Annotated in this window: 21 protein-coding genes; 13 read left to right on the top strand and 8 right to left on the bottom strand. The window is 73.0% G+C overall.

All coding sequences use genetic code 11. From position 1 onward, the window contains the following. Position 1 precedes the first annotated feature (1 nt). The 3 genes from ACQP2F_RS21970 to ACQP2F_RS21960 all read left to right on the top strand — a co-directional run bounded on the left by ACQP2F_RS21970 (position 2) and on the right by ACQP2F_RS21960 (position 5,065). A complete protein-coding gene (locus ACQP2F_RS21970) occupies positions 2 to 559 on the top strand; it encodes a TIGR03086 family metal-binding protein (RefSeq protein ID WP_433306877.1) in 558 nt (185 codons plus the stop codon). Between the two features lie 114 nt (positions 560 to 673). Then, a complete protein-coding gene (locus ACQP2F_RS21965) occupies positions 674 to 3,964 on the top strand; it encodes a S8 family peptidase (protein WP_433306874.1) in 3,291 nt (1,096 codons plus the stop codon). Positions 3,965 to 4,108: 144 nt separating this feature from the next. Continuing rightward, positions 4,109 to 5,065 (top strand): hypothetical protein, encoded by a 957-nt coding sequence (locus tag ACQP2F_RS21960; protein ID WP_433306872.1) that lies wholly within the window; start codon positions 4,109 to 4,111, stop codon positions 5,063 to 5,065. A 587-nt stretch (positions 5,066 to 5,652) separates the two neighbouring features. On the opposite strand, the gene ACQP2F_RS21955 is transcribed toward ACQP2F_RS21960, so the two are convergent. The 3 genes from ACQP2F_RS21955 to ACQP2F_RS21945 all read right to left on the bottom strand — a co-directional run bounded on the left by ACQP2F_RS21955 (position 5,653) and on the right by ACQP2F_RS21945 (position 8,712). Next, a complete protein-coding gene (locus ACQP2F_RS21955; protein ID WP_433306870.1) occupies positions 5,653 to 6,741 on the bottom strand; it encodes a GIY-YIG nuclease family protein in 1,089 nt (362 codons plus the stop codon). A gap of 205 nt (positions 6,742 to 6,946) precedes the next feature. Beyond that, entirely contained in the window at positions 6,947 to 8,041 is a 1,095-nt protein-coding gene (locus ACQP2F_RS21950; protein WP_433306869.1) for a Gfo/Idh/MocA family protein, read from the bottom strand. Continuing rightward, positions 8,011 to 8,712 (bottom strand): ThuA domain-containing protein, encoded by a 702-nt coding sequence (locus tag ACQP2F_RS21945; RefSeq protein WP_433306867.1) that lies wholly within the window; start codon positions 8,710 to 8,712, stop codon positions 8,011 to 8,013. Before ACQP2F_RS21945 ends, ACQP2F_RS21950 begins: the two co-directional genes overlap by 31 nt. Before the next feature lie 150 nt (positions 8,713 to 8,862). Here ACQP2F_RS21945 and ACQP2F_RS21940 point away from each other — a divergent pair, with 150 nt between their 5' ends. The 4 genes from ACQP2F_RS21940 (at position 8,863) to ACQP2F_RS21925 (ending at position 12,330) form a co-directional block, all read left to right on the top strand. Further along, positions 8,863 to 9,861, top strand: a complete 999-nt coding sequence (locus ACQP2F_RS21940; protein ID WP_433306865.1) for an alpha/beta hydrolase fold domain-containing protein — start codon at positions 8,863 to 8,865, stop codon at positions 9,859 to 9,861. Positions 9,862 to 9,969: 108 nt separating this feature from the next. Next, positions 9,970 to 10,293 (top strand): YciI family protein, encoded by a 324-nt coding sequence (locus tag ACQP2F_RS21935; RefSeq protein ID WP_433306863.1) that lies wholly within the window; start codon positions 9,970 to 9,972, stop codon positions 10,291 to 10,293. Next, on the top strand, positions 10,290 to 11,576 hold the full coding sequence (locus ACQP2F_RS21930; protein WP_433306861.1) for an RNA polymerase sigma factor: 1,287 nt from the start codon (positions 10,290 to 10,292) through the stop codon (positions 11,574 to 11,576). The genes ACQP2F_RS21935 and ACQP2F_RS21930 overlap by 4 nt, the downstream gene beginning before the upstream one ends. Next, complete coding sequence (locus ACQP2F_RS21925; protein ID WP_433306859.1) at positions 11,566 to 12,330, top strand: PIG-L deacetylase family protein; 765 nt, start codon at positions 11,566 to 11,568, stop codon at positions 12,328 to 12,330. Before ACQP2F_RS21930 ends, ACQP2F_RS21925 begins: the two co-directional genes overlap by 11 nt. A gap of 92 nt (positions 12,331 to 12,422) precedes the next feature. Here the strand turns inward: ACQP2F_RS21925 and ACQP2F_RS21920 are convergent, their stop codons facing one another. Further along, on the bottom strand, positions 12,423 to 13,784 hold the full coding sequence (locus ACQP2F_RS21920; protein ID WP_433306857.1) for an MFS transporter: 1,362 nt from the start codon (positions 13,782 to 13,784) through the stop codon (positions 12,423 to 12,425). Positions 13,785 to 14,035: 251 nt separating this feature from the next. Between ACQP2F_RS21920 and ACQP2F_RS21915 the strand changes: the two genes are divergently transcribed. Together ACQP2F_RS21915 and ACQP2F_RS21910 are read left to right on the top strand one after the other, a co-directional pair. Further along, positions 14,036 to 15,874, top strand: coding sequence for a diguanylate cyclase domain-containing protein (locus ACQP2F_RS21915; protein ID WP_433306855.1), 1,839 nt, complete (start codon positions 14,036 to 14,038; stop codon positions 15,872 to 15,874). Positions 15,875 to 16,070: 196 nt separating this feature from the next. Next, a complete protein-coding gene (locus tag ACQP2F_RS21910; RefSeq protein WP_433306853.1) occupies positions 16,071 to 16,694 on the top strand; it encodes a histidine phosphatase family protein in 624 nt (207 codons plus the stop codon). 16 nt (positions 16,695 to 16,710) lie between these two features. Here the strand turns inward: ACQP2F_RS21910 and ACQP2F_RS21905 are convergent, their stop codons facing one another. Further along, complete coding sequence (locus ACQP2F_RS21905; protein ID WP_433306851.1) at positions 16,711 to 16,860, bottom strand: hypothetical protein; 150 nt, start codon at positions 16,858 to 16,860, stop codon at positions 16,711 to 16,713. After that, on the bottom strand, positions 16,857 to 18,842 hold the full coding sequence (gene asnB, locus ACQP2F_RS21900) for an asparagine synthase (glutamine-hydrolyzing) (protein ID WP_433306849.1): 1,986 nt from the start codon (positions 18,840 to 18,842) through the stop codon (positions 16,857 to 16,859). The genes ACQP2F_RS21905 and asnB overlap by 4 nt, the downstream gene beginning before the upstream one ends. Before the next feature lie 140 nt (positions 18,843 to 18,982). Here asnB and ACQP2F_RS21895 point away from each other — a divergent pair, with 140 nt between their 5' ends. The 4 genes from ACQP2F_RS21895 to ACQP2F_RS21880 are packed head-to-tail and all read left to right on the top strand — an operon-like array spanning position 18,983 to position 22,155. After that, positions 18,983 to 19,687, top strand: coding sequence for a response regulator transcription factor (locus tag ACQP2F_RS21895; RefSeq protein WP_433306847.1), 705 nt, complete (start codon positions 18,983 to 18,985; stop codon positions 19,685 to 19,687). Continuing rightward, positions 19,684 to 21,429, top strand: a complete 1,746-nt coding sequence (locus ACQP2F_RS21890) for a sensor histidine kinase (protein WP_433306845.1) — start codon at positions 19,684 to 19,686, stop codon at positions 21,427 to 21,429. Before ACQP2F_RS21895 ends, ACQP2F_RS21890 begins: the two co-directional genes overlap by 4 nt. A gap of 46 nt (positions 21,430 to 21,475) precedes the next feature. Continuing rightward, positions 21,476 to 21,796 (top strand): Scr1 family TA system antitoxin-like transcriptional regulator, encoded by a 321-nt coding sequence (locus tag ACQP2F_RS21885; RefSeq protein ID WP_433306843.1) that lies wholly within the window; start codon positions 21,476 to 21,478, stop codon positions 21,794 to 21,796. Positions 21,797 to 21,816: 20 nt separating this feature from the next. Then, the gene (locus tag ACQP2F_RS21880; protein ID WP_433306841.1) at positions 21,817 to 22,155 is read left to right on the top strand and encodes a Scr1 family TA system antitoxin-like transcriptional regulator; all 339 of its coding nucleotides are present in this window, start codon (positions 21,817 to 21,819) and stop codon (positions 22,153 to 22,155) included. Positions 22,156 to 22,199: 44 nt separating this feature from the next. Here the strand turns inward: ACQP2F_RS21880 and ACQP2F_RS21875 are convergent, their stop codons facing one another. After that, the gene (locus ACQP2F_RS21875) at positions 22,200 to 23,717 is read right to left on the bottom strand and encodes a glycosyltransferase family 2 protein (protein ID WP_433306839.1); all 1,518 of its coding nucleotides are present in this window, start codon (positions 23,715 to 23,717) and stop codon (positions 22,200 to 22,202) included. Further along, positions 23,714 to 24,349 carry a hypothetical protein gene (locus tag ACQP2F_RS21870; RefSeq protein ID WP_433306838.1) on the bottom strand — a complete coding sequence of 212 codons (636 nt, stop codon included), beginning with the start codon at positions 24,347 to 24,349 and terminating at the stop codon, positions 23,714 to 23,716. The genes ACQP2F_RS21875 and ACQP2F_RS21870 overlap by 4 nt, the downstream gene beginning before the upstream one ends. Positions 24,350 to 24,508 lie beyond the last annotated feature (159 nt).

The following is a 24,508-nucleotide window of genomic DNA, read 5'->3' as shown; positions in this document are numbered from 1 at the left end:
GATGGACACGGCGCTGCGGGCCGGGGTGGCCGTGCTGGAACGGGCGGTCGCCTTCTGCCTCGGCAGCGTCTCCCTGGTGACGCCGGCGCTGTTGTCACGTCCCACGCCGTGCGCCGCCTGGGATCTGCGGGACCTGCTGGCGCACCTGATCGACTCGATGGCGGCGATCGAGGAGGCGGCGTCGGGGCGGGTGTCGCTGGTCCCGCTGCCGGACGCGGCCGAGGTGATCGCCACGGCCCGGGAGCGCGCGGCACGCTTGGTCGGTGCCTGGGCTCATGCCTGCGGCGCCGCCTCCGTACGGGCGGAAGAAGCGCGCCTGAATGCGCCGCTGCTCGCCGGGGCGGGCGCCATCGAGCTGGCCGTGCACGGCTGGGACGTGGCGCGCGCGTGCGGCGACCCGCGCCCGATCCCGGCCGCCCTCGCCGACGAGCTGCTCGACCTGGCCGTGGTGCTGGTGCGGCCGGGTGACCGGCCGGGCCGCTTCGACCGCCCGCGCCCGGCGCCGCCCGGCGCATCGCCGGGAGACCAGTTGCTGAGCTTCTTAGGGCGTGCGCCGTAAGACGGGCGTGAAGTTCCGAATTCCGGCAAACGCGGACTCCGGGGCACACGGCGCCGCAAGTATTTGCCAGGGTCTATCCGGAGCCGGGACGGTCCCGGCACGGGGAGGCACCTGATGCGTCGACGAAGACTGCCGGCCGTCTTACTGACCGCGACCCTGGTGGTCGCGGCACTGCAGGCACCGGCGGCGGCCGCACCGCCCGCCACCGGCGGAGCGGGCCCGGCCGGCACGGCCGACCGGGCCGGCCAGGCCACATCATCCACGTCGGTCACCTTGATCACCGGCGACCGGGTCACCGTCCACGGCCAGGGCGCTTCCGTCCAGCCCGGACCGGGCCGGTCGAAGATCAGGTTCATGACCCAGCGATCGGGCGGGCACCGCTACGTCATCCCGTCCGACGCCCTGCCGCTGCTGCGGGCGGGCCGGCTCGACAAACGGCTGTTCGACGTCAGCCTGTTGAACGCCACCGGCGACCTCAAGCTGCTCGTCTCGTACCCGAAGAACGACGCGAGCAGCGCGAGCAGCGCCCGCAGCGCGCTCACCGCCGGCGGCGCCCAGGTCACCCGCGACATCCCGGCCGTCGGCGCGCTGGCCGTGCACGCCGACGTCGCCGAGCGGCAGTCCCTGTGGTCCTCGCTGACCGCCGGGCCCGCCACCGCGCGCTCGCTGCGCCCCGGCGTCCAGCGCGTCTGGCTCGACGGCAAGCGCAAGATCACCCTCGACCACAGCGTGCCGCAGATCGGCGCGCCCACCGCCTGGAAGGCCGGCTACGACGGCACCGGCGTCACCGTCGGCATCCTCGACACCGGCATCGACCAGACCCACCCGGACTTCGCGGGCAAGATCGTGGGAACCGCGAACTTCACCGGCGCGCCGACGGTCGACGACGAGGTCGGGCACGGCACGCACGTCGCCTCGATCATCGCCGGCTCCGGCGCCGCGTCCGGCGGCCGCTACAAGGGCGTCGCGCCCGGCGCCAAGCTGCTGATCGGCAAGGTCTGCGAGACCGAGTTCTGCGACGACTCGGCGATCCTGGCCGGCATGGCCTGGGCCGCGCCGCAGGTGAAGGTCGTCAGCATCAGCATCGGCGGCCCGGACACCCCGGAGATCGACCCGCTGGAGCAGGCGGTCAACGACCTCACCGCCCAGTACGACACGCTGTTCGTCATCGCCGCCGGCAACGACGGCAGCCCGGGCTCGGTCGGCTCGCCGTCCACCGCCGACGCCGCGCTCTCGGTCGGCGCCGTCGACCGTGACGACCAGCTGGCCGACTTCTCCAGCCGCGGCCCGCGCGCCGAGGACCACGGCCTCAAGCCCGACATCACCGCGCCCGGCGTCGACATCGTGGCGGCCAAGGCCAAGAACGGCGTCATCGGCGACCCCGCCCCGGTCGACGGCTACGTGTCGCTGTCCGGCACGTCGATGGCCACCCCGCACGTGTCCGGCTCGGCCGCGATCCTCGTGCAGGAGCACCCGGGCTGGTCGTCGAAGCTGCGCAAGAACACGCTGATGGGCTCGGCCAAGCCGACCGCCGGCGTGAACGCGTTCGACCAGGGCGCCGGCCGCGTCGACGTGGCCCGTGAGATCACCCAGACGGTCACCGCCGACGAGGGCAGCCTGAGCTTCGGCCTGCAGCGCTGGCCGCACGGCGACGACCAGCCGGTCACCAGGACCGTCACCTACCGCAACTCGGGCCCGGCCGCGGTCACCCTGTCGCTGGCCGCGCCGGGCAAGCCGTTCACCGTCGCCAAGACCACGCTGACGGTGCCGGCCGGCGGGACGGCCTCGACCACGGTCACCGCCGACACCCGCGACGCGAGCCTGACCGACGGGCCGCTGGGCGGCTACCTCACCGCGACGGCGGCCGGCGGCGTACGGGTGGAGACCCCGCTCGGCGTCGACCGCGAGGTGGAGAGCTACGACGTCACCGTGCCGGTCACCGGCCTCGACGGCAAGCCCAGCACCGACCACTACGTCGCGCTGTTCAACCTCGACACCTTCCTCGAGTTCGACGGCTACTCGGCGAACCCGGTCGAGAAGTTCCGGCTGCCCAAGGGCCGCTACGGCGTGTTCGCCTGGATCCACCAGGGCGAGGTCGCCACCGGGCAGCTCGTCGCGCCCGAGGTCGTCGTCGACCACACCATGACCCTGAAGATCGACGGCACCAAGGCCAAGCCGGTACGGGTGAAGGCGCCCCAGAAGAACGCGGGCACCCTGCTCGCGGCGATCAACTCCGACTGGACGTCCGAGAACTTCGGCATGTCCGTCTCGCTGATCGGCGACGCGTTCGACACCCTGTACACCGGCCGGATCAACGAGGTGTCCAAGCCGTTCTTCCTCGGCAGCGTCAACGGCTCGTTCGCCGACCCCGGCGCCGACGGGACGTTCCGCAACAGCCCGTGGACGACCGACCTGGCGTACTTCAGCCCCGGCCGGAACTTCGCCGGGCTGACCCGGGCCCCGCGCCTGTCCGACCTGGCCACGCTCAAGACCACGTTCGCCGCCGAGGCGACCGGGGCCGAGGGCGCCAAGGGCAACATGGCGCAGTACACCGAGAACGGCGGCGGCTGGACCACCTTCCTGCCGTTCAAGCTGCCGTTCCACCGCACCGAGTACGTGAACACGGACGCTCCCTGGTCGGGCGACTTCATGCAGCAGCTGCCGGCGGTCGGCGACGAGTTCCCGGAGTGGCTCAGCGAGCAGACCAGCGGCCGGGTCGCGTACAAGCCGGGTCGCACCTATCCGCAGGCGTGGAACACGGCGGTCTTCGGGCCCAACGTCACCCAGCCGCCGTGGGTGGGGCTGTGGGTGAGCCGGCAGGCCGACCACATCATCGCGGTGGTGCCGATGTTCGGCGACGGCGCCGGACACCCCGGCGGCTCGACCACCGAGACCGACTCGGTCGTGCTCTACCGCAACGGCACGAAGGTGGGCGAGGGCACCGACTACGACGTGCCCGCGGGCAAGGCGTCGTACCGGCTCGAGGCCTCCTCGACCCGCGGCGCGCCGCACACGCTCTCCACCTCGGTCAGCGGCACGTGGACGTTCAAGTCGGCGCACGTGGCCGGCGAGGACTTCCAGCGGCTGCCGGTCTCCACGGTCCGGTTCAGCCCGCGCCTCGACAGCTCCGGCGCCGCGGCGCGCGGATGCCGCTTCGAGATCCCGCTGACGGTCGAGCGGCAGCCCGGCTCGGCGGCGGGCGCGGTCCGGTCGCTGACCGTGCAGGTGTCCTACGACGACGGCAAGACCTGGAAGCGGGCCGCCGTCCGCGGATCCGGCGACCACCGGGTGGCGATCGTCGACCACCCGCGCACGGCCGGCTTCGCGTCGCTGCGCGTGGCGGCGACCGACACCAAGGGGAACACCGTCAGCCAGACGGTGCTTCGGGCGTACGCGGTGCGCTGATGTAGTTCGTTCCGGCCCGCGGGCGGTCGCGCTTCGGCGACCGCCCGCGGTGCAGGGCCGGCGGATCACCTGTTAAGGTCCCTGGAAATCGATGGCCGTGCATCTCATGGCCTCACGGGGATCGATGAACGGGAGCACCTCCACATGCGCACCCTCCTGCGCGCGAGCGTCACCGCGGTCACGGCCGCCACCCTGCTGGCCACCAGCGCCGTCAGCGCCCACGCCGCCCCCGCCCCCGCCGCCGCCCCCGCCGCCGCCGCCGCCGTCACCGTCACCGCCGGCCCGCTGGTTCTCGAGCCCGGGCGCCACGGACACACCGGCAGCGTGCGGGCGACCATCCACAACGACACCGCCGAGCCCTTCCTCGGCAGCGTCCTGATCACCGAGCCGTTGCCGGCCACCATCGACACCATCGAGGGCGCCTCCGGCTGCACGCTCGACCACACGCCCGACCAGCGGGCCATCGCCATCTGCTCCCTGGACGCCGCGATCGCCCCCGGCGGCACCGGCGTTGTCACCGTCCGGTTCCGGTCGCCGGCCCGCCCGCGGGTCTACCCGCAGATCGCTCCCCAGCACGGCACGGTCACGGTCGAGGGCTCCACGGCCGACTTCGCGGCGATCTTCCGGTCCGTCACCGGGTCGGTGCGCAACCCGCGGCCGTACGCCCAGAGCACCGCCGCCGCCCTCACCGTGACCGCCCGGGACGTCACCCTCACCCGCCGGCCGGACGGCACGTTCGCGGGCCGGGTCCCGGTGAGCGTCCGCAACGGCACCGACGCCCCGCACGCGTACCTGTCGGCCGCGATCGTCGTCCCGCCGGGCGTCGACTACCCGTCCATCGAGCCGCCCGACGCCTGCGTCCTAGGCACCGACCGCTTGCCCGTCGCACCCGGCGAGAACGCCTCCACCTGCGGCGTAGCCGGCGGCCAGCTGGCGGAGCGCGACACGCGGGCCTTCGACTTCGTGCTGACCGCGCCGGCCGGCACGCCCACCGGCCTCCTGGGCACCGGCACCACCACGACATGGCTGGACGGCGGCCCCGCCACAGCCCAAACCGACGGCGCCGACGTCGACACGTTCACCATCACCGTGGCCGGCTGACCGCCCCTCAAGACCAACTCCCCCCACCACACGCGACGCGGGTCTCCCCCGGACCCGCGTCGCGTGCTGTCGCCCCACCGAGGTCGCGTCGTCAACATTGATCGCACCGCCCCGTTCTCGTCGTCGACCGGCTCGCGCGCGCCCAAGACCGGCGCCACCGCCGTGCCGCGATCGTCGACCCGCTCGCCCGCGCTCAAGACCGGCCCCAACCGCCGCGCCGTGATCGTTTGAGCGGCTCCCCAGCACCGCCTCGCCCCGGTTGAGCGCCGCGGCCGGAGTCGGCGGCGGTTGGCCGCGTCACGCTGTCTTGAGCTTCCTAGGAGGCTAGGCCGCAGGTCTTGGCGCGAGGCCGGAGCGGTGGGCGCGGAGAGCATGAGCGCGAGCGACGCGGATTGGAGCAACGCGGGCAGGACCCGGCGCAGGAGGAGCGTGGGCGCGAGCAGCACGGGGCGCGAGCAGCACGGGGCGCGAGCAGCACGGGGCGCGAGCAGCACGGGGCGCGAGCAGCACGGGCACGCGGACAGGCCAGGAACAGTGCGAGCCGCGCAGGAGCAATGCGGGCGCAGGGCCGGCCGCAGCCGCGTCGGTCAGGGCGTTAGCAGCCTGCGGGCCAGGGCGGCGTTGCGGCCGGCGAAAGCGACCCACTCGGCGGGCGTCAGCTCGAGGTGGCGGCGGGCCGCCGCGTACGAGCTCGGGCGTTGTTCCCACCCGTCCAAGCGACCTTTTCGCATGCGGAAGCGGACCAGCAAGCCGTCCGACCAGCCGTGGACGTCGTGGTCGGGCGTGGGAACCAGGCGGGTGACCTTCTGCTCGGCGACGATCCACTCCATCGCCTCGATCTCCTCCTGGATGCGCGCGGCCAGCTCGAAGGCGAGGTTCCCGGCGGCGCGGTCGCGGTGGGCTTCGAGCATTTCCCGTACGCCACGGGCCGCCCCGATGTCGCCGCCGAGCACCGCGGCGATGGTGTCGATGAAGGCGGCGCGGTCGGTTCGGGCGACACCCCGGATGCGGGCCAGGTCGCGGAGGCCGCCGTCGAGCCGGTCGCCGGTGTAGCGCAACGGGAACAGGCGGTCGAGCGCCGAGACGGCCAGCCGGCCGCGGGCGCCGCCGAGATAGGGGCCGAAGATCTTGCCGGCGCCGGGCAGGGGCTCGCTGTCCGGCCCGGGACGCCCGGGCCGGGCCTCGCCATCCGACCGGGCAGGCCCGGGCAGGGGCTCGCCGTCCGGCCGGGGACGCTGGGGCCGGACCTCGCCGTCCGGCCGCGCGGGCCCGGGCGGGGCCTCGCCCTCCGGCCGGGCCGGCGCGAGCGGCGGGAGCGGCCAGTGAGCGAGGACCAGGCGCGGGGTGCCGGCGACCTCGTGCAGGCGGATGTAGACCGGGACCTCGGTGCCGCCGCGGATGCGGTTCCAGCGGGGCTTGGCGCGTTCCAGCAGGTTGCGCTCGAGCCAGGCCGCCTCGTGGACCGAGTCGCACGCGACCGCCTCGATGCGGGCGATCTGCGGGACCATGCGGCGCAGATGACGGCGGTCGCGCAGGTCACCCCAGTAGGACGCGACCCGGCCGCGCAACTGCGTGGCGCGGCCGATGTAGAGCACGCGGCCCGCGCCGTCGCGGAACCGATAGACGCCGGGCGCTACCGGCAGCGCGGCAATGGTCGCACGCAGCTGCCCGGTCATGGCGGCAGCCTAACCCGGCATCCGGGCGCGCGGAGGTAAGCAGAGCGGCAGGACGAAAGGGCGGCAGGACGAAAGGGCGGCAGGACGAAAGGGCGGCAGGACGAAAGGGCGGCAGGACGAAAGGGCGGCAGGACGAAAGGGCGGCAGGACGATGGGCGGCAGGACGATGGGCGGCAGGACGACGGTAAGCAGAGCGGCAGGACGATCAGGCGGCGGTCCACTCCTCGACCGGGGTCAGCGGGACCAGGGGCGGCCGCTCGGCGGTGGTGGTCAGCTCCCGGCGACGGCCCGCGGCGGCCGACTCCAGCAGGGCCGTCATCGCGTCCAGGACGTGCAGGGCCAGGGTGCCGGTCGCGCGCGGCTCGGCGGCGGCTATCTGGTCGAGCAGGCCGATGCCGCGGGCGGCCGCGGTGTAGCCGGCCGACGGGGGCAGGGTTCGCCACTCGGTGGCGCCCAGCTCGAAGAGGCGGACGTCGCCGTCGAACTTGTTGGGGTCGGGTACGGCCAGGGAGCCCCGGTCGCCGTGGATCTCGATGGGGGACGCGGTGGTGCGTACGGCGTCGAAGCTCGTCGTGATCGTGGAGAGCGCGCCGGACGTGTGCTCGAGGATGCCGGTGACGTGGGTGTCGATCTCGACCGGGATCGTCGTGCCCTGGCGTGGGCCGCTGCCGATCGTGCGGGACGACCGCGGGCGGCTCGCGGCGCCGGTCACGGCCCGGATCGGGCCCAGCAGCTGGACCAGGGCGGTCAGGTAGTACGGGCCCATGTCGAGCAGCGGGCCGCCGCCGGGCAGGTAGTAGAAGTCCGGGTCCGGGTGCCAGCGCTCGTGTCCGGGCGTGACCATGACGGCCGAGGCGGCGACCGGGCGGCCGATCACCCCGCCGTCGACGGCGGCCCGCGCGGTCTGGATGCCGGTGCCGAGCACGGTGTCGGGGGCGCAGCCGAGCGTCACCCCGGCGGCGGCCGCCGCGGCGACCATCGCACGCGCATCGGTCAGGGTCGCGGCCAGGGGCTTCTCGCCGTACACGTGAAGCTTGCGGGAAACGGCACCGAGCGCGACCGGAGCATGCGCCGCGGGCACCGTCAGGTTGAGCACCGTCTCGACCTCGCCGCCGGTGAGCAGCTCGTCGACGGACATCGCGCGCGCCGACGGCAGCGAGGAGGCGACCGCGGCCGCCCGATCCGGGTCGAGGTCGGCGACCGCGGCGATCGCCACCCGCGGGTGACCGGCCAGCGTCGACAGGTAGGCCCGGGAGATGAAGCCGGCGCCTACGATCCCGACGCGGTGCGGGTCGCCCACAGCATGCCCCTTTCGATGACGGTACGGACATTGCCGTTCTCGAGGACGTCGAGACTGTGCCCGGGGGTCGTGACCACGATGCGGCCCCGGCCCCACTCCCGGGTCCAGATCGCCGGGGACGTGATCGGCCGGTGCCACGGGTGCCAGGGCGCGACCGGGTGGGTGGTGGTGGCGAGGACGTCGATCAGGTCGTCGTGCAGCACCCAGTACTGCTCGGTCTCCAGCTCGAAGTCGTCGAGCCCGGCGGTGATCGGATGCGATCGGCCGAGCTCGGTCAACGAGACGCGGTACTTCAGGAAGTTGTCGGAGGCGTCGCCGCGGCAGCGGCCGGGCTCCTTGCTCGGATGGGTCGCGAACTGGCCGCCGACCAGCTGCAGGTAGTCCGAGGAGGCCCGGTACGAGTCGGCGATGCCGCCGTGCCAGCCGGTGAACCCGGTCCCGGCCGCGACGGCCGCCCGCAGCCCGGCGACCTCCTCCTTCTCGATCGTCGACATCGTCATGCACTGCACGACCAGATCGACGGCGGCCATGTCCGCGGCCGACGCGTAGATCGCCGGGGACTCCTCCACCCGTACCGCAAAACCGGATCTTTCCAGGAAGGGCAGGAACATGTCGGTCGCCTTGACCGGCTCATGACCCTCCCATCCCCCGCGCACCACCAGAGCCCGCAACGGTCGCTCCTCCCCTGTCGCCACCCCTCAGGCCTATCAGATCTTCCGCCGCAGAAAAAACGGACATAGGCGTCTCTCCATGCCTTGACTCGGAAGATCACCCTGGCCAGGAACGGTCATAGCGGGGGACGATCGACCGAAGGAGGAGCCATGGCTCGTCGTCGCGTTCTCCCCGGTCTGCTCGCCGCCGTCGCCCTGCTGATCGCCGCCACGCCCGCCCCCGCGTCGTCCGGGCGCGAGATGCGCATTTTTCCGGACATCTCGTATGCGGCCACCGTGGGTCGCGGGCACCTGCTCGACCTCTACCTGCCGGGGCGGCGCACCGCGAACCGGCGGCCCCTGCTGATCGTGATGGGCGGCTCCGGCTGGTTCGGCGACGACGGCAAGGCGTACGCGCAGAGCCTCGCCCCCTTCTTCACCGCCGCCGGCTTCGTGGTCGCCGGCGTCTCCACCCGCTCGAGCCGCCAGGCACGCTTCCCGGCGCAGGTCCACGACGTGAAGGCGGCCATCCGCTGGCTGCGCAAGCACGCCGCCGGCTTCGGCATCGACCCGCGCCGGGTGGCCGTGCTCGGCGACTCCTCCGGCGGCTGGACCGCGGCGATGGCCGGCCTCACCGGGCCCGCGTTCGAGGGCCGGGTCGGCGTCGGCGGCTACCCGAGCGACGTGCAGGCGGTCGTCGACCTCTACGGACCGACCGACTTCGCCCAGATGGACGCGCACATGCTGCCGGGCGCCTGCGACGAGCTCAACCGCAACTTCGGCCTCACCACCTGCCACGCCGACCCGCGCTCCCCCGAGTCGTCCCTGCTCGGCTGCCCGATCCTGACCTGCCCCTCGGCCGTGCAGAGAGCGAACCCGATCACGTACGTCGCGAAGCACGCCCCGCCGTTCCTGATCGCGCACGGCGAGGAGGACCGCCTGGTCCCCCTGCACCAGAGCCGGCTGCTCTTCGACGCGCTGCACGCCGCGGGCGCCCCGGCCACCTTCTACTCGGTCCCCGGCGCCGGCCACGACAAGAGCATCGTCTCGCCGTCCCACGCCGTGGCCACCGTCCGCCGCACGGCCGCCGGCCGGGAGGCCGCCCCCGGGACCGGCCGGCCCACGCTCGAGACCGTCGACCGCTTCCTCCGGCAGGCGCTCGGCCTCTGAGCCGCCGGAGATAATTCCGGGGCGCGGTGTCGGCCCGGGCCCGCGGCGTTCGTAGTACCGGTAGAGAGTGCCCACGAGGGCGCCCCAGACGCGGGAGATGATCTTCAGATGCAGTACCTGGTTTCCGTGATCAACGACAACACGGCCCTCGCCACCGACGAGGAGATGGCGGCCATCGACGTCTTCAACGACCGGGTGCAGGCCGACGGCCACTGGGTCTTCGCGGGCGGGCTGGCGGGGCCGGACGCGGCCACCGTCATCGACAACCGCGCCGGCGCGGCGCTGATCACCGACGGGCCGTTCCTGGAGTCGAAGGAGTTCATCATCGGCTTCTGGGTGTTCGAGGCACCCGATCTCGACGTGGCACTCAAGCTCGCCGCCGACGGGTCGAAGGCCTGCAACCGCAAGGTCGAGGTACGGCCGTTCCGGTGAGCGACATCGAGGAGGCGATCACCCGGGCCCACCGTCAGGAGTGGGCGCGGGTGGTCGCCGGCCTGGCCCGGCGGTTCGGCGACCTGGACATCGCCGAGGAGGCGGCGGCCGACGCGTTCGCGATCGCGGTCGAGCGGTGGCCGGCCGACGGCATCCCGCCGAACCCGGGCGCCTGGCTCACCACCACCGCCCAGCGCCGGGCCATCGACCGGATCCGGCGCGAGAGCAAGCGCGACGACAAGCACCGGGAGGCCGGGATGACGTACCTCGAGCCGCCCGAGCCGATCGGCGTCATCGACGACGAGCGGCTCCGGCTGATCTTCACGTGCTGCCACCCGGCGCTGGCCATGGAGACCCGGGTGGCGCTGACCCTGCGCCTGGTCGGCGGGCTGACCGTGGCCGAGATCGCGCGTGCCTTCCTGGTTCGCGAGACCGCGATGGAACAGCGGATCACCCGGGCCAAGAACAAGATCAAAGCCGCCCGCATCCCGTACGCGGTGCCGGCCGCCGAGGATCTGCCGGCGCGCGTCTCCGGGGTGCTCGCCGTGCTGTTCCTGGTCTTCAACGAGGGTTACCTGGCGACCGGGGCCGGCGCCGGGGCCGAGCCGCTCCGGCACGAGCTGACCGGCGAGGCGATCCGGCTCACCCGCCTGATCCGCGAGCTGCTGCCGGCCGACGGCGAGGTGGCCGGCCTGCTGGCGCTGATGCTGCTCACCGAGGCCCGCCGCGCCGCCCGGGTCTCGGCCACCGGCGAGCTGGTCGCCCTCGACGAGCAGGACCGGGGCGCCTGGGACCGGGAGCTGATCGCCGAGGGCCACCGGCTCGTGCGCGAGCGCCTGGCCGGCGGCGTGGCGCCGGGCCGCTACCAGATCCTGGCCGCGGTCAACGCCGTGCACACCTCGGCCCGCGACGTGCGCGACACCGACTGGTCGCAGGTCGTCGCCCTCTACGACCAGCTCGTCCGGCTCGATGAGTCCCCGGTCGTCGCGCTGAACCGGGCGATCGCGGTGGCCGAGCTGGACGGGCCGGAGGTGGCGCTGGCCGCCGTCGACCGGCTCGGCGACCGGCTCGCCGGCTACCACCCGTACCACGCGACCAGGGCCGAGCTGCTGCGCCGGACGGGCCGCGGCGAGGAGTCGCTCGCCGCCTACGACCGGGCCATCGAGCTGTCCGGCAACGCCGCCGAGGCCGCCCACCTGGCCCGCCGCCGCGACCAGCTGGGGTGCGCCGGCGGCCCGTCCCGCACTGGACAGGCCGAGCAAGATGGAGCGCATGACCGCTGACGCTCCCACCGTGCCCCACCCGCTGCAGCCCGTGGACGAGAACTGGCAGCGCGGCCTCGCCATCGTCTCCCACCCCGACGACCTCGAGTTCGGCGCCGCCGCCGCGGTCGCCCGCTGGACCGGCCAGGGCAAGCAGATCGCGTACGTGCTGCTCACCAGCGGCGAGGCCGGCATCGACGGCATCGACCCGGCCGAGGCCGGTCCGCTGCGCGAGCGGGAGCAGCGTGCGTCGGCCGCGATCGTCGGTGTCTCCGAGGTGGAGTTCCTCGGCCTGCCCGACGGCGTGCTGGAGTACGGCGTGCCGCTGCGCCGCGAGCTGAGCCGGGTGATCCGCCGGCACCGGCCCGAGATCGTCATCACCGGCAACTTCCACGACAGCTGGGACGACGAGGGCAACGCCCTGAACATGTCCGACCACATCGTCACCGGCAAGGCGGTGCTCGACGCGGTCCGGGACGCGGCCAACCGGTGGGTGTTCCGCGAGCAGATCGAGCAGGACGGCCTCGAGAAGTGGGGCGGGGTGCGCGAGGTGTGGGCGGCCGGCTCGCCCCGCGCCCGGCACGCGGCCGACACCACCGAGACGTTCGAGCAGGGCGTCCGGTCGCTCGAGGCGCACGAGGCCTACCTGCGCGGGCTGGGCTCGGGCGACTTCGACGCCGAGGAGTTCCTGGAGGGGTTCTCCCGCCAGACCGGCGCCCGGCTCGCCACCAAGTACGCGGCGAGCTTCGAGGTGTTCCGCCTGGGCCTCTTCTGACGCTCACCGGCTCCGGCCGCCTGGCGCTCGTTCCAGGCGGCCCATCCCTGGCGCTCGTTCCAGGCGGCTCATCCCTGGCGCTTTCCTCGCGCTCATTCCTCCGAGCGGACCAGGGCCGGCTCGTGGCGGCCGTAGCGCCCGCGGATCTCGCGCCGCACCGGCGCGGCTCGCCGGGTCTCCCGGCCGGGCGGGTCGCCGGCCGGAGCCGGCGGCGTGATGGGCGGGGCCGGCGAGGCGGGTGGGTGCCATTCGACGCGCCAGCCGGGTCGCAGGACGGCCAGCAAGTAGCCGGCGCTGCAGCACCAGAGTGAGGTGGTGAGTCCCGCGCCGGCCAGGATCGCGGCCCCGGCCAGGCCGCCGAACGGGATGCCCGACCACGCACAGGCGGTGATCAGGGTCTGCACCCGGCCCAGCAGCTCGGGCGGGATCCGCTCGTAGGTGAGCGTGCTGATGATCGGGTTGACCAGGCCCGAGCCGAGCCCGGCCACGGTGAAGATGATCAGCACGACGTCGGGCGGCAGGCCGGCCGCCAGCGCCACGATCCGGGAGACGCCGCTGATGACGAAGCCGACCAGGTAGGTGACGCGGCGCGGCAGCCGGTGCCCGATCCAGGCGGCGAGCAGCGCGGTGCCGATCGACGCCGTGGCGAAGCCGCTGATGGCCAGGCCGACCAGCGCGGCGCCGTGGCCGGTGCCGCGGGCCCAGACCGGCAGCAGCACGGTGAGGAAGGCCTGGTCGGCGAAGTTGGTGATCACGATCATCGTGACGATGGCCCGCAGCGAGGTGTCGCCGCGCAGGAACTCCGCCCCGTGCCGCAGCCGCGCCAGGTAGGCGTCACCGGCCGGCGGCACCTCGCGCGGCGACACTCCCGTGCGCGACAGCCGACCGGTCGGGCCGGCGGCGACGGCGGGCAGGACCGCGGCGGCCGCGAGCAGGGCCCCGACCGCCGACCACAGCGCGGCGGGCACCCCGTACCCGGCGATCAGCAACCCGGCCAGGGCGGGCCCGGCCGCGGTGGCCGTCCGCTCGGCGGCCGTGGCCAGGCCGGCGCCGCGCTCGAGCGGCTGGCCGGCCCGGGCCGTCGCGGACGGCAGGAGCATGCCCTTGGCCGCGGTGGCCGGCCCGTCGGCCGCCCCGATCAGCGCGGCGACGGCCATCAGCACCCACAGCGGCCGCTCGCCCGGCAGCGCCAGGGCGGCGATCGCCGCCGCCGAGGTCAGGTCGCCGGCGGTGCTCACCAGCCGGGGCCGGACCCGGTCGAGGATCGGCCCGGTCAGCGCCTGGACGACGACGAACGGCAGCACCTGGCAGAACGCCACGAGCCCGGTCCGCGCCGGGCTTCCGGTGGCGGTCAGCACCAGCCACGGCAGCGCGACCAGCAAGATCCGATTGGCGGTGAGCGCGCCGGTCTGCGCGACCAGCAACCCGCTGAGCGGTCGCCACGACACCAGCATCCCGGGCTGCTCCCATCGCCGCCGAAATAGTCCGAGTGATGTGGCCGGGTACTGGCCGCCGTCTATAGGGTCTACGGGCTCGGCGCAAGGTCGCGGCAGGGGAATTGGACAACTTGGCGACACTCCTTCGTACCGTGATCACACCGACACGAAACGTCAGTTTTTCGGCCTTGTCGATCTCCGTTCGGCCGGCACCCGAAGGCTGCTGCGGCCGCACCCGGCCGGCAACCCGGCGGCGTTCTACTGATCGGATGCGGCAAACCGGGCGACTGACCGCCGACCCCGTCCTGCGCGTGCTGGCGGCTGTCGGCGTACTCCTCGTGCCGTGGTTCCTTCTCGGCCCGGGTGGCGAGAGCTCGTCCTGGGTGGTGCAGACCGGGATCGACCTGGTCACCCTCGGCATCGCCGTGCGGCTGCTCCGGTTGCCCGGCAACGGCCGGCACACCCGCCGCTTCTGGGCCGCCGTCACCGCCGCCCTGGTCTGCAGCACGCTCGGTGACACGTATCAGACGATCGTGACCATCGCCGGGCGGGAGAGCTCGCAGTCGGCCGCCGTGCAGTCGGGCCTGGTCGTCACCGGCATGGTGATCGTGGTGATCACCATGCTGTTCCACCCGTTCGGCGGCGCCGGCCGGCAACGCCTGCGGATGTGGCTCGACTCGGCGACCGTGCTCGTCGCGGTCGCCGTGTTCCTGTGGTACTTCCTGCTCGCCGGCAAGTTCAGCGACGGCCGGGTCGCGGACCGGGTCGGCGCGTCGGCCACCGTGGCCGTGATGATGCTGGTGACCTTCGGCCTGATCAAGCTGATCTTCAGCTCGTCGGCGCCGTTCCACGGCAGCGCGGGCATGGTCGGCACGCTCGGCGTCACCGGCACGGCCGTCGCGGCGCCCGCCGCCGCCCTGATCACCGGCGACTCGGCCGTCATGTTCCTGGCCCAGCTGACCCCCTGCCTGCTGATGCCGGTCAGCCTGCGCATGCAGGAGATCCTCACCCGCCGCGACCTCGGCCGGCGGGTCACCCACGAGCGGCGCGGCTTCTCCCGCCTCCCGTACGCGGCGGTGGCCGCCACCCAGCTGCTGCTGGTGGCCGGCCTCGCGGCCGTCGACCCCGACCTGCGCATCTGGGGCGTGGCGGTCGGCGTGCTGATCAGCACCGGCCTCGTGCTGGCCCGTCAGCAGGCCGCCTTCCGCGACAACGAGCGCCTGGTGACCGAGCTGAGCGCCAGCCGCGAGTGGTTCAGCGCGCTGGTCCAGCACGCCGCCGACCTGATCGTGGTGGTCGGCACCGACGACGTCGTCCAGTACGCCAGCCCCGCCGCCGGCCGCATCCTCGGCGCCGAGGCCGGCCGGACCGCCGCCGACACGCTGCACCCCCGGATCCACCCCGACGACCGCCCCGTCTTCGCCGACCTCAACGAGCGGCTGACCGCCGGGTCGAGCGCCGAGGCCGAGTTCCGCGTCGCCCGCGAGGACGGCACGTACGCCTGGCTGCACGTGGTCGCCACCGACCTGCGCGGCAACCCCAACGTGCGCGGCGTCGTCTGGAACAGCCGGGACATCACCGACTCCCGCCGGCTCCAGGACGAGCTGCGGCACCAGGCCACCCACGACGCGCTGACCGGGCTCGCCAACCGGGTGCTGCTCCAGCAGAAGGTGCGCGAGACCAACCCCGAGCTGCCGATCTGCATGCTGCTGCTCGACCTCGACGGCTTCAAGCAGGTCAACGACGTGCACGGCCACCACGCCGGCGACGAGGTGCTGATCACCGTGGCCCGCCGGGTCACGGCGCTGCTGGGCCGGGCGGGCACGATCGCCCGCCTCGGTGGCGACGAGTTCGCGGTGCTGCTGCCCGGCGCCGACCCGGCCCGCGCCGCCGTGCTGGCCGACCTGATCGCCGCCTCGGTCGCCGAGCCGATCGAGGTCTTCGGCGGAACCGTCACGGTCGGCGCCAGCGTCGGCGTGGCGGCCGGCACCCCCGCCGACGCCGACCGCCTGCTGCGCGACGCCGACGAGGCCATGTACCGGACGAAGCAGTCCCGCCGGTCGGAGGTGCCCGCCACCCTGACCGCGGAGGCGCCGGCACGACGCTGAGGCCGGACGCCCAGGATGTCGTGCCCGCCGCGCGCGCCGAGTGGCACGGGCTCGTGCGACCGGTCGTCACCAGGTTGGGGGGCAACCGATCCCCACCCGGTCACTGGGTGGGGTGGAGACTAGCCGGGACCTATGACATTTCCGGCCGGATATCCACGGGGCACAAAGGTGACCGCCGGTCGCGCATCATGGGCCGATGCGGACTCGGCTGATCTTTGTGCGGCACGGCGAATCGGTGCACGGCGTCGAGGACGTCGTCGGCGGGGTGCGGGGCTGCCGCGGCCTCACCGGGCGCGGCCACGAGCAGGCGAACCGGGTGGCCGCGCGGCTGGCCGGCGAGCTCGATGACGCCGCGGCGGTCTACTCGTCGACACTGCGCCGGGCGGTGGAGACGGCCCGGCCGATCGCCGCGGCCCTGGGCGTCGAGACCGTCGAGGACTGCGGGCTCTGCACCTGGCACACCCCGGACTACGCCGACGGCATGCCGAAGGGCGAGTTCCTCCACGCGCACGCGCGGGAGGGCGGCGGGGTGTTCCGTCCGTTCCAGCGGGGCAACGAGACCTGGGCCGAGCTCGTCACCCGGAGCGGGCGGTCGATCATGGACATCGCGCACCGGCACCGGGGGGCCACCGCGGTCCTGGTCGGCCACAGCGAGACGGTGAACGCGTCGTTCCACGCGCTCGCCGCTCAGCCGCTAATGCGCGCGTTCGATCTCGCGGTGGCGCCGGCCTCGATCACCGAGTGGACCACCGATGACGATCCCACCGGGCTGCCGCCGGCCCGCTGGACCCTCCACCGGTTCGGCGAGGCGCCCCGGTGAAGCGGCTGACGAACGCTCAGGAGTCGCGGCGGCGCTCGTCCATGACCGGTCTGGTGATGGGCTCCTTGCTCGGCTTGTCGGTCTTCAGGAAGACCAGCACGAAGACCACCGCGACCACCGCGAGCGGGATGCCGGCGAACAGCAGAGCACCTTCGACATCGTTCACCCGGGCAACGGTACGCCGGGCGGCCCGACCGGGCGCGGCCGGCGGGCCGGCAGCGGGTGCGGAGCCCACCGGTCCGGGCCCACCTCCGGCGGCGGCGCCAGCGGGTGGTTCGCCGGGCGGATCGTGCCGTCGACGAAGATGGCGTACCAGAGGCAGAACATCGCCACCGTCCACACCTTGCGGGAGTTGTCGGCGCCCCCGGCGCGGTGCTCGGCCAGCAGGCCCTGGGCGTAGTCGAGGTCGAGCAGCCCCCGCGCCCCCGAGCCCGCCATCAGGCCGGCCACCCAGTCGCCGATCGCACCCCGGAGCCAGAGGCGGGTCGGTGTCGGAAAGCCCAGCTTGCGGTTCGACCGTACGGACTCGGGAACGATGCCGCGCATCGCCTCGCGCAACGCGTGCTTGGTCGCGCGGCTGTGCGCCGGCAGCTTCAGCTCGGTCGGCAGGCCGGCCGCCGCGGCGTAGACCAGCGGGTCGAGGAACGGCGTGCGCAGCTCCAGCGAGTGCGCCATCGACATCCGGTCGGACTTGACCAGGATGTCGCCGGGCAGCCAGGTGTGCAGGTCGACGTACTGCATCGAGGCGACATCGTCGACGTCGGCGGTCTCGGCGTACAGATGCGCGGTGATCGCGGTGTGCGGGTCGGCGGTGAAGCGCATCAGCCGGGCCTTCTCGGCCGGCGAGAAGATCCGGGCGTTGCCGTAGTAGCGCTCCTCGATCGGTGTCGTGCCGCGCTCGAGGAAGCTGCGCCCGCGCATGCCCTCGGGCATCGCGTGGGCGACACCGCGCAGGCCGCGCTTGAGGCCGGGGCCGAGCCGGTCGATGCGGGCCAGCGACCTCGGCTCGCGGTAGATGGTGTAGCCGCCGAACAGCTCGTCCGAACCCTCCCCCGACAGCGCGACGGTCACGTAGCGGGACGCCGTCTGGGCCAGGAAGTAGAGCGGGATGAGTGACGGGTCGGCCAGCGGGTCGTCGAGCAGCTGGACGATCCGCGGGAGCTCCCGGATCACGTCGTCCTCGGAGACCACGGTCGGCGTGCACCGTACGCCCAGCTGCTCCGCGGTGTCCTGCGCGATCTCGACCTCGGAGTAACCGTCGTGGGCGAAGCCGGCGGTGAAGACGTGCAGGTCGGGCTTGACCTCGCGGGCCAGCGCCACGATCGCCGACGAGTCGACGCCGCTGGACAGGAACGCGCCCACCGGCACGTCGGCGTGCAGGTGCCGGCGCACGCTGTCGCGCAGGGCGTCCCGGATCGCGGCGTGCGCCGCCTCCGGCCGCACGCTGAGCGGCCGCAGCTGGGGCCGGAAGTAGCGCTCGGTCCGCAGGCCGCCGCCGGGCGTCCAGGTCAGCCGGTGCCCGGGCGGGAGCCGGCGCACCTCGCGGTGCAGGGTCAGCGGGTCCGGCACGTACTGGAACGTCAGGTAGTGCGCAAGCGCGTCGTGGTCGAGGGTGGCCCGCGACGAGCCGCTGTACGGCAGCAGGGCCTTGCGCTCGCTGGCCACAAACAGCCCGTCGACGGTCTCGAGCAGGTACAGCGGCTTGATCCCGAACGGGTCGCGGGCGGCGTGCACGGTGCCGGTCCAGCGGTCGTACGCGACGAAGGCGAACATCCCCCGCAGCCGCGGCAGCGCCCCCGGCCCCCAGTAGTGGAACGCGGCCGCCAGCACCTCGCTGTCGCCCTCGGTCGCGAACGTCGCGCCGTGCCCGGAGACGAGCTCCTCGCGTAGCTCCCGGTAGTTGTAGATCTCGCCGTTGAACACCAGCGTCCAGCGGTCGTGGTAGGTCATCGGTTGAGCCGCGTGCTCACGGTCGACGATCGCCAGGCGCTTGAAGCCGAACGCCGCGCCGCCGGCGAACTCGACCCGGGTGTCGTCCGGCCCGCGGTGGTGCAGCGTCTCCAGCGCGGCGGCGAAGGCGGCGCTGGTCGCCGGGTCCGGTGCCGCGGCGACCGGGCGGCTGCTGACGAAGACGGTCAGCCCACACATGGCATCCCCCACAGAGTCGGTCGCCGGAACGCTAGGGACCCACCTGTGAAGAACTCGTGCGGAAGCGGCCCGGATCCGTACCGCCACCGGAATCGGATCCGGACTTCATCGGAATCGCACATTCCTTGGCCGGACCAACGATGCTCGGAAACAATCGCCGCGTGACCGCACGTATCCTCGTGGCCGACGACGACGCCAAGCACGCCCAGCTCATCCGCCTCTATCTGGAGCGCGAGGGGCATCAGGTCATCACCGTCGGTGACGGCCGGGCGGCCCTCGACGTGGCCCGCGCCCGCAAGCCCGACCTGGTCGTGCTGGACGTGATGATGCCGCTGGTCGACGGCCTCGACGTCTGCCGCATCCTGCGCGCCGAGTCGGACGTCGCGATCCTCATGGTCACGGCCCGCTCGTCGGAGAACGACATGCTGCTCGGGCTCGACCTGGGCGCCGACGACTACCTGGCCAAGCCGGTCAGCCCGCGCGAGCTGACGGCCCGGATCCGGGCGCTGCTGCGGCGGGTGGGTGCGGCGGGCGAGACCGATGCGCCGGTACGGGTGGGCGACCTCGAGGTTGATCCGGACCGGTTCGAGGTACGGGTGCGAGCCGTCCCGGTCGTGCTGACGGCCAAGGAGTTCGCGATCCTCGAGCTGCTCGCCCGCGAGCCGGGGCGGGTCTTCACCCGTACCCAGATCATCGACAAGGCGTTCGGCTTCGAGCAGGACATCTCCGAGCGCACCGTCGACGCCCACGTGGTCAACCTGCGCCGCAAGATCGAGGAGAACCCGGCCGAGCCCCGCTACGTGCAGACGGTCTACGGCCGGGGGTACCGGATGGCCGAGCAGTGAGCTTCCGGCTTCGGATCTTCCTGCTGGTCATGCTGGTGGCGGTGACGGCGATCGGCGCGACCGCGTGGCTCACCCTCAACCTGACCTCGCGCGAGGTGGCACGCGCGCTCACCGCGCAGAACCGGCACCGCGCGGAGATCATCGCGGAGATCCAGCGGTACGGGGTTCTGCACGGCGCCTGGCCCGGCGTGAACCGGCTCATCACCGGCCTGTCCGACCGCACCCACCTGCGCATCCAGCTGCAGACCGAGAAGGGCACGGTGCTGGCCGACTCCGACGCCGGGGCCACCCGCACGTCGGGGCCGGTGCAGGCGGTCGCGTACGAGATCATGCCGGTCCCGGTCCCGCAGATCCGCCCGGTCAACGCCGAGGCGCTGCTGCCGCCGGCCGTCTTCCCCAAGCTGCACCTGATCCCGAAGAGCCTGTTCGGCCCGGACCCGGCCGACGTGCTCGACGGCAGCCCGCAGGCGCTCGTGCTGCGGCAGGCCGCGCAGTACCGGGCGGCCACCATCCTGGTGCGCTGCCTGGCCGAGACCCGCGGGGAGGCGCCGGTGCTGCCCAGCGACCGGGCGCCGTACGTGACCGGCGCGCAGCTGGCCGCCTCGCCCGCGTGCACGAGCCGGGCCACCGGCTCCGTCCTCGGCGACACGGCCTGGTTCGACCGGTACTGGTCGTACTACGCCCGGTGCGCCGAGGCCCGCGGCGACGGGCTCGGCCTGACCAGCAACACCTGTCTCACCGGCGCGTTCACCGAAGCGGTGCGGTCCGGCGGCGCCCCCGACCCGCTGCGGCTCTACCTGGGCAGCCGCAGCACCGTCGAGATCGGCGACTTCGGGCAGCCGGCCGTCGCCGGCACGGCCGGGCTGCTGGTCGTCGCGCTGGCCGGGACGTTCTTCATCGCCCGGCAGGTGAGCCGCCCGGTCGGCCGGCTGACCGACGCCTCCCAGCAGGTCGCCGAGGGCCGCCTCGACGTGCGGGTGCCGGCCGGCGGCGGCCGCGAGCTGAACCGGCTGGCCGCCTCGTTCAACGCGATGGCCGAGGCGGTGCAGCGCAGCGAGGAGCGCCAGCGCCAGCTCGTCGCGGACGTGGCGCACGAGATGCGTACGCCGTTGTCGAACCTGCGCGGATATCTCGAAGGTCTCGCCGAGGGGGTGATCGAGCCGAGCCCGGCGCTGTTCGCGTCGCTGCACGAGGAGACCATGCTCCAGCGCCGCATCCTCGACGACCTGCAGGTGCTGGCGATGGCCGAGGCCGGCGACCTGACCTACCGCCGCACACCGACCGACCTGGCCGACCTGGCCTCGAACACGGCGACCGCGCACCGGGCGGTGGCCGCCGAGGCCGGCATCGACCTGATCGCCGACGCGCCGGCGCCGGTCTGGGTCGAGGCCGACCAGGACCGCATCCGCCAGGTGCTGGGCAACCTGCTGACCAACGCGATCCGCTACACCGACCGGGACGGCCAGGTGCGGGTGACGGTGGCGGCCGAGAACGGCGAGGCGGTGCTGACCGTACGCGACACCGGGGTGGGCATCGCGGCCGGCGACCTGCCGCACGTCTTCGACCGCTTCTGGCGCGCCGACCCGGCCCGGCAGCGCGCGACCGGCGGCACCGGCCTGGGCCTGACCATCGCGCACCGGATCGTCACCGACCACGGAGGCCGCATCGAGGCCGCCAGCCTGCGCCACATGGGCACGGTCCTCACCGTGTTCCTGCCACTGACGCGCGCGCCGGTCACGTAGCCGCCGCAAACGTTGTCGGCCGTTCCTGACCACTTTGTGCCTGCCGATGAGGGACCGACACGGTGAGTTCGAGTGGCACGCCGCCAAGGTGACCCGCATCGAGACCGCGCGCGTGGCCGTGACGCCCCGCGACGTCAAGGATCTCCTCAACCTGTACGACGTGCGGGACAACGAATACCGCGAGCTGCTGATCGGCCTGGCCCGAGCGGGACGGGAACGAGCCTGGTGGTCGGAATACCGCGACATCGTGCCGGTGGGGCCCTTTATCCGGCTCGAGGCGGAGGCGTCGGCACTGCGCAACTGGGAGCCGACGGTCGTGCCGGGCCTGCTGCAGACCGAGGCCTACACGCGGGCGATCTCATCCTGACGGCGATCCTCGACGAGTCGGTGATCCACCGCAGGATCGGCGGCGCCGGTGTCATGGCCGAGCAACTGCGGCACCTGGTCGCCATGTCCGAACTGCCCACGGTGAGCCTGCGTGTCGCGCCGTACGCGGCCGGCGCGCATCCCCTGCTCGGGACCGCCGTGGCGATCCTCGAGTACGACGACGCGCCGGACCTGAACATCGTCTACGTCGAGCAGTACCGCGGCACGCACCATTTCATGAAGCAGCCGGCCGAAGTCGCCCGGTGCCAGGCGAACTTCGCCGAGCTGACCGCGAAATGTCTCGACGAGCGTGCGACCAAGGAGCTCATCGCGGAAGCCGCGGCGCGACTGACCGCCTGACGCAGCCGATGCCCGGCCGGCGCACCGGCCGGGCATCGGGGCCGTCAGACCGCGAAACCGCGGTGGCGGCGGATGAGCTTGCGCAGCATGAAGACGGTCTGCGCGATGGTCGCCAGGTAGAGGACCGGCCAGCCCAGCGACAGGATCGCCGACTGCACGCCGATGCTCTGCTGGCTCCACGCGTAGATCGCGCCGCCGAGGATGGCCAGCAGGACCACCAGCGGCATGATGTACGCCGAGCCCTTGCCCTTCTCCGCGTTGGCCTGCGCGGCCCAGTTGTCCTTGTCGGTCTGGGCCAGGAACTGCGTCCAGGCGGAGACGAAGTGCCCCATCCTGATCCACATGTAGAGCTCGGCCGGGACGATCAGCAACGCGTACAGCAGGTCGGAAGCGCTCTTGTCCTTCATGGCCAGCGCCAGCCGCAGGTTGAGCAGCGCGGCGACGGCCGGCGGGATCAGCCAGATCGGGTTGAACACGAAGGCGTGGATGGACAGCGCCGCGACCAGCAGCAGGACGAAGCCGAGCCGCGAGGACAGGTTGAACAGCATCGAGACGTTCTCGTACCACCGCAGCCGCAGGTTGGGGTGGAACGGCTGGCCCTTGTTGTCGCCGCGCTGGCCGGGCCAGAACAGGTCGATGGCGCCGAAGTTCCACTTGACCTGCTGGCCGTGCAGGGCGCGCAGGTTGGTCATCGGGCCGACCCAGGCGCGGGCGGTGGCGCTGATCTTCGTGCTGAAGCCGGCGTCCTTGATCTGCAGCGAGAGCTTGCTGTCCTCGACCTCGCTGTCGCGGACCCACGGCGCCTGCTGGTGGTGGCGGATCATGACCATTTCCAGCGCCCGTACGCTGAACAGGCTGCACTGTCCACCGAGGACAGCCATGTTCCGGCCGCGGAGCAGGTTGTCCATGTTGAAGGCGGCGAACTGGGCGCGCTGGCCGGCCACCAGGAAGCGCGCCATCAGGCCCTTGTAGCGGCTCTTGTCGAAGCTGTAGATGGCGCTGAGCCCGCCGATGCGCGGGTCGTCGGTCATCTCCAGCTCGAGCCGCTCGACGCAGTCGCGGGCCAGGGTCGTGTCGCCGTCGACGCCGAGGATGAAGTCGAAGCCACGGGACAGGAAGTAGCCGTAGTTGAGCGCGCCGACCTTCTTGTCGGGGTTCGAGCCCATGTCGTGCACCTGCACGACAGTGACGAACTCCTCGCCCTTCACCGTACGGGTGTGCCGGCCCTCGAAGCCGCGAGCGATCTCGGGGGTGTCGTCGTCGGTGTTGTTGATGATGACGTGGATGACGTCCGGCAGCCGGGTCTGGGCGAGGATGCTCCGCAGGACGTCGGCGATCGTGTCCTGCTCGTTGTAGCAGGGGATGATGCAGCTGATCGTGGCGTGGCGCGGCGTCGCGGCGGACGGGCCGGCGGCGATCTCGCCGGAGACGGCCTCGACCGCCTCGAGCTCGGCCAGCCGCGGCGGCGCGGGCGGCAGGGCCAGCGTTCCGGCCTTGGCGCTTCTCGGCAGCAGGATCTGGCGGTCGGTCACCCGGCGCAGGCCGGGACTGTGCTCGGTCATTGGGCGGCACCATTCGTGAGCAGCGGCAGCGACAGGGTGTCGAGAGCGGTGGAGCGGTAGTAGCTGTTCGACTCCGGCGCGGTCTCGACCAGCAGATCCAGCCGGACCGTGAGGGTGAGCCTGGTCGCCCCGGTGGTGGCCGCCGGCACCGTGATGACGGTGTTGTAGGGATACGGCGGCGTGACGTCGAACTTGCCGGTGTCGGTGCTGACCACGGCGCGCTTGGTGCCGTCGTCCTGGGTCACCTGGAAGGTGCTGATGGTGACCCGGTGTGTGCTGTCGGCGTCCTCGATGTGGGCCGCGACGTTGATCGTCTTCAGCGACTCGGCCGTGTAGAGCTTGGCGTTGTCGCCGGTCCAGTACGTCAGCTGGACGGTGAAGGAGCCCTGCTTGAGGCGGTGGACGACCGAACCGGTGTCCAGCGGCCCACTCGGGCGGACGGGCAGCTTGGCGGCGACCGGCTGGGCGGTCGCGGACACCGACGGCGAGGGCGACGGCGTGGGGCTCGTCGTGCTCTTGCCGATCAGCGGCTTGCTGCTGCTGGTGATCTCCTTGATGCTGCCGCAGCCGCTGAGGCTGCCGCAGAGCACGGCCGCGGCCATGCCGAGTGTGACGCTTGGGGGAAGGCGCACTGGTGACCTTTCGAGTCCTGCGTTCCGTACGGGCCAGGGGTCGGTGACCAGCATCGGCAGGACGCGGCGCCACTTGAGCGCAACGACGGGTGACCGTCTTCACAGGGGTGAGGTCCCGAGGACACACCCATCGGCGGCGCACGGCCGGACGTGAGCGTT

The organism is Actinoplanes sp. CA-030573 (assembly GCF_050951115.1).
GTDB lineage: Bacteria > Actinomycetota > Actinomycetes > Mycobacteriales > Micromonosporaceae > Actinoplanes.
This window is presented reverse-complemented; position numbering and strand designations above follow the sequence as displayed.

What these genes read in the sequence shown, in the direction of transcription:
- ACQP2F_RS21915 (WP_433306855.1), top strand. Translation starts at nt 14,036, where the DNA reads ATGCGGCAAACCGGGCGACTGACCGCCGACCCCGTCCTGCGCGTGCTG.
- ACQP2F_RS21970 (WP_433306877.1), top strand. Translation starts at nt 2, where the DNA reads ATGGACACGGCGCTGCGGGCCGGGGTGGCCGTGCTGGAACGGGCGGTC.
- ACQP2F_RS21955 (WP_433306870.1), bottom strand. Translation starts at nt 6,741, where the DNA reads ATGACCGGGCAGCTGCGTGCGACCATTGCCGCGCTGCCGGTAGCGCCC.
- ACQP2F_RS21920 (WP_433306857.1), bottom strand. Translation starts at nt 13,784, where the DNA reads ATGCTGGTGTCGTGGCGACCGCTCAGCGGGTTGCTGGTCGCGCAGACC.
- ACQP2F_RS21875 (WP_433306839.1), bottom strand. Translation starts at nt 23,717, where the DNA reads ATGACCGAGCACAGTCCCGGCCTGCGCCGGGTGACCGACCGCCAGATC.
- ACQP2F_RS21960 (WP_433306872.1), top strand. Translation starts at nt 4,109, where the DNA reads ATGCGCACCCTCCTGCGCGCGAGCGTCACCGCGGTCACGGCCGCCACC.
- ACQP2F_RS21965 (WP_433306874.1), top strand. Translation starts at nt 674, where the DNA reads ATGCGTCGACGAAGACTGCCGGCCGTCTTACTGACCGCGACCCTGGTG.
- ACQP2F_RS21885 (WP_433306843.1), top strand. Translation starts at nt 21,476, where the DNA reads ATGAGGGACCGACACGGTGAGTTCGAGTGGCACGCCGCCAAGGTGACC.
- ACQP2F_RS21925 (WP_433306859.1), top strand. Translation starts at nt 11,566, where the DNA reads ATGACCGCTGACGCTCCCACCGTGCCCCACCCGCTGCAGCCCGTGGAC.
- ACQP2F_RS21935 (WP_433306863.1), top strand. Translation starts at nt 9,970, where the DNA reads ATGCAGTACCTGGTTTCCGTGATCAACGACAACACGGCCCTCGCCACC.
- ACQP2F_RS21895 (WP_433306847.1), top strand. Translation starts at nt 18,983, where the DNA reads ATGCTCGGAAACAATCGCCGCGTGACCGCACGTATCCTCGTGGCCGAC.
- asnB (WP_433306849.1), bottom strand. Translation starts at nt 18,842, where the DNA reads ATGTGTGGGCTGACCGTCTTCGTCAGCAGCCGCCCGGTCGCCGCGGCA.
- ACQP2F_RS21910 (WP_433306853.1), top strand. Translation starts at nt 16,071, where the DNA reads ATGCGGACTCGGCTGATCTTTGTGCGGCACGGCGAATCGGTGCACGGC.
- ACQP2F_RS21940 (WP_433306865.1), top strand. Translation starts at nt 8,863, where the DNA reads ATGGCTCGTCGTCGCGTTCTCCCCGGTCTGCTCGCCGCCGTCGCCCTG.